The following is a 3,485-nucleotide window of genomic DNA, read 5'->3' on the forward strand; positions in this document are numbered from 1 at the left end:
GACACCACCACCCCACCACCCGACACCGCGACCGCCCCAGCCACCAACCCCACCCGCTCCTCGAACAACCCCGGCAACGTCCCCACAACCCGCCCGGGCTCGACGGCGGAGGCACCGGGGAGTGGCGCAGGGCGGTCCAGTCTGGCAACCGGCTGATCCGGATCGGCCACTGCCGCCCGCAGCAGCGCGACCATCCTGGTCACCAGGGACCGGGCCTGTTCCTGGTCGAACACGTCAGGGCGATAGCTCAGCCGGAGCCGCAACCGCGGGCCGGGAACCGCGACGAGGGTGAGCGGGTAGTGCGGCGCGTCCGACCCCGTCAACCGTCCGATCCGGAGCGCGCTGGTCGGAGACTGGTGGCTGCCGAGGTCGAGCGGGTAGTTCTCGAACACGGTCAGCGTGTCGAACAACTCGCCGATCCCGGCCACCCGCTGCACGTCGACCAGTCCGAGGTGGTGGTGCGCGATCAACCGCGACTGCTCGTCCTGCACCCGGGCGAACATCGCTGACAGTGGTTCGCCCGGCCGCAGCCGCACCCGCACCGGAACCGTGTTGATCAGCAGTCCGACCACGCTCTCGACACCGGTCAGTTCTGGGGACCGGCCCGAGACCGTCGTCCCGAAGACCACGTCGTCCCGACCGGTCAGCCGGCCAAGCAACACCGCCCACGCCCCCTGGACCACGGTGTTCAACGTCAGGCCCTGGGAACGCGCCCACTCGGTGAGTGCCGTGGTCAACTCTTCGGAGAGTTCGGTGTTGACGTGCTCCGGCCGGACGGCCTGCACACCGACGCGTTCCGGGGCGACCAGGGTTGGACCGTCGACATCGGACAGTGCCTGGCGCCAGGCGGCCTCGGCGGCGGCCCGGTCACGTCCGGCGAGCCACGCCAGGTAGTCCCGGTACGGCCGCGCCCGGGGTGGTTGGAACCGGTCGTCAGGCGATTCGTAGCGCGATAGCAACTCACCGACCAGCAACGGAACCGACCAGCCGTCGAGCAGGATGTGGTGGTGGGTGAAGACCAGCAGGTGCCGGTCCTGGTCGAGGTGGACCAGGATGAATCGGAGCAGCGGCGGAGTTGCCAGGTCAAAGCGCTGTTCCCGGTCATCGGACAGCAGGCGGTCCAGCTCCGCCTCGACGTCCACGGCGCCGGACAGGTCGACGTCACGCCACGGCGGCTGAAGTCCGCTGTGGAGGATCTGCACCGGTTCGGCCGACTCGCGGTGCACGAATCCGACTCGCAGGTTCTCGTGTCCGGCGAGCAGCCCGGTGGCGGCGGCGCGCAGCGCCTCGCCGTCCACCTGCCCGTGCAGCTCGACTGACAGTTGCACGAGGTAGACATCGGCTGCCAGGCGATCGTACGAGGAGTGGAACAGCAACCCCTGTTGCAGCGGGGTCAGCGGCCACACGTCCGCCAGCCACGGCCGGTCCACCGCCCACCGGTCGATCTCCCGTTGGCTGACCGAGACCAGTGGGAAGTCCGAGGGGGTGTGTCCGCCCACGCCTGGTCGGGTGGCGTGCTCGACGAGCAACCGCAGCGCCTGGAACCAGTTGTCGGCCAGTTCCTGGACGTCGTGCTCGGCCAGCAGGGAATCGGGCCAGGACCAGTTCGCCACCAGTCGTGGTCCGCCGGTGTCGTCCCGGGTGAACGCGTTGAGTTCCACCGCGTGCGCGACCGGCATCGCCGGGTCCGTTGCCGCGCCAAGACCACCGGCACCGGGGCCGCCGAAGCGACCGAGGTAGTTGAAGCCGAGTTGGGGCGCGGGATGTCCGGCCAGTTCCGCGCCGGTGTCCGGGTCGAGATACCGCAGCAAGCCGTACCCGACTCCGTTGTCTGGCACGGACCGCAACTGCTCCTTCACCCGCTTCAGGGCCCGCCCGATGGCCGGTCCGTTGTCCTGGACCTCGCTCCAGGTGGTGCCTGGATCGAGTGCGAGCGGGAAGATGCTGGTGAACCAGCCAACGGTCCGGGTCAGGTCAGCGCCCGCGACCACGTCCTCCTCCCGGCCGTGCCCCTCCACGTCGACGAGCACCGGGGCGTCCTCGGCGTGGCCGCGTCGACCGCGCCAGCCGGAGACGGCCAGGGCCAACGCGGTCAGCAGCACGTCGTTGATCCGGCCGTGGAAAGCGGCAGGTACCACGGTCAGCAGGGCTTCGGTTGGCTCGGGCGGCAGTTCCAGGGTGAGTTGCCGAACCCTGCCCATCACGTCCACGGCGGGGTCGAGCGGTCGAGCACCCACCAGCGGGTCGGGTGCGGTCAACATCCGGGTCCACAGTGGAATCTCAGCTGGTCGGGGCCGCAGCCGCAGCGCCCAGGAGCGGAACGACGTGCCAACCGGCGCCAGCCGTGGTGTGCCGCCCGCCCGCAGCGAGGCACACGCGGCGAGCAGGTCGGGCAGCAGAATGCGCCAGGACACCCCGTCGACAACGCAGTGGTGCAGCACGAGCAGCGCCGTGCCAGGCTCACCGGGTCCGCGGTCGAACCACGCGACGCGGACCACGGCTGCGGCCTCCGGGCACAGGCGAGCCTGCTGTGCGGTCACCTGCTCGCCCACCACGGCTTCGGGCACCGCCGCACCGCCGAGCCAGGCGACGTCGATCCGGTCGATCACCTCCTCCGCCCGTATCCGCTCGCGTGGCAGGATCTCGGCCAGCCAGTCACCGTCCACGCGGCGGACCCGCATCCGCAGCGCGTCGTGGTGATCGAGCAGCGCCTGAACCGCCTCGGCCAGGTGGTGTCCGTCGAGTCCGACCGGGAGTTCAACGGACATCCACTGGCAGAAGCCCTGCACACCGCCACCGCGTTCGGTGAGCCAGCGCATGATCGGGGTCAACGGGAACGCACCGATCGCGGCATCCGGTTCGTCCGCGGTGGATTCCGCGTTGTCGTGCGCGTGCGCCGCGATCGCCGCCGGTGTCCGCTGGCCGAACACCGTGCGGGGGGTGATCAGCAGACCGGCCGCTCTGGCTCGGCTCACCAGTTGGACCGCGATGATGCTGTCACCGCCGAGTGCGAAGAAGTCGTCGTCGACGCCCACCCGAGCCACCCCGAGCACGTCGGCGAACAGACCGCACAACAGCGCCTCGCGTTCGTTTCTCGGTTCGGCCGCGGTGGCCGGCGAGGTCACCACCGGTGGGGGCAGTGCCGCGCGGTCCAGCTTCCCGTTGCCGGTCAAGGGCAACGCGCCGAGCACCACGATCGCGGCGGGTACCATGTGTGCGGGGAGTCGGGTGGTGAGGTACGCGCGCAGCTGCTGGCCGTCGGTGGGCGTGACCGCGTAGGCGACGAGTCGGCGGTCGCCGGGTGTGTCCTCGCGGACGATGACGGCGGCCTGGTGCACGTCCGGGTGCGCGGTCAGGACAGCCTCGATCTCGCCGAGTTCGATCCGGAAGCCACGGATCTTCACCTGCTGGTCGGCCCGGCCCACGTACTCCAGGTTCCCGTCCGGATTCCACCGGGCCAGATCACCCGTCCGGTACATCCGCTC

At 70.4% G+C, this 3,485-nt stretch carries 1 protein-coding gene; it reads right to left on the minus strand.

Annotation, left to right across the window (positions count from 1 at the left end; translation table 11 throughout):
• Positions 1-3,485 (minus strand): condensation domain-containing protein (locus LX83_RS22910; protein WP_253774737.1); only part of this gene is annotated, 3,485 nt, incomplete at both ends.

The organism is Goodfellowiella coeruleoviolacea (assembly GCF_024171785.1).
In the GTDB taxonomy this organism is placed as follows: Bacteria; Actinomycetota; Actinomycetes; order Mycobacteriales; family Pseudonocardiaceae; genus Goodfellowiella; species Goodfellowiella coeruleoviolacea.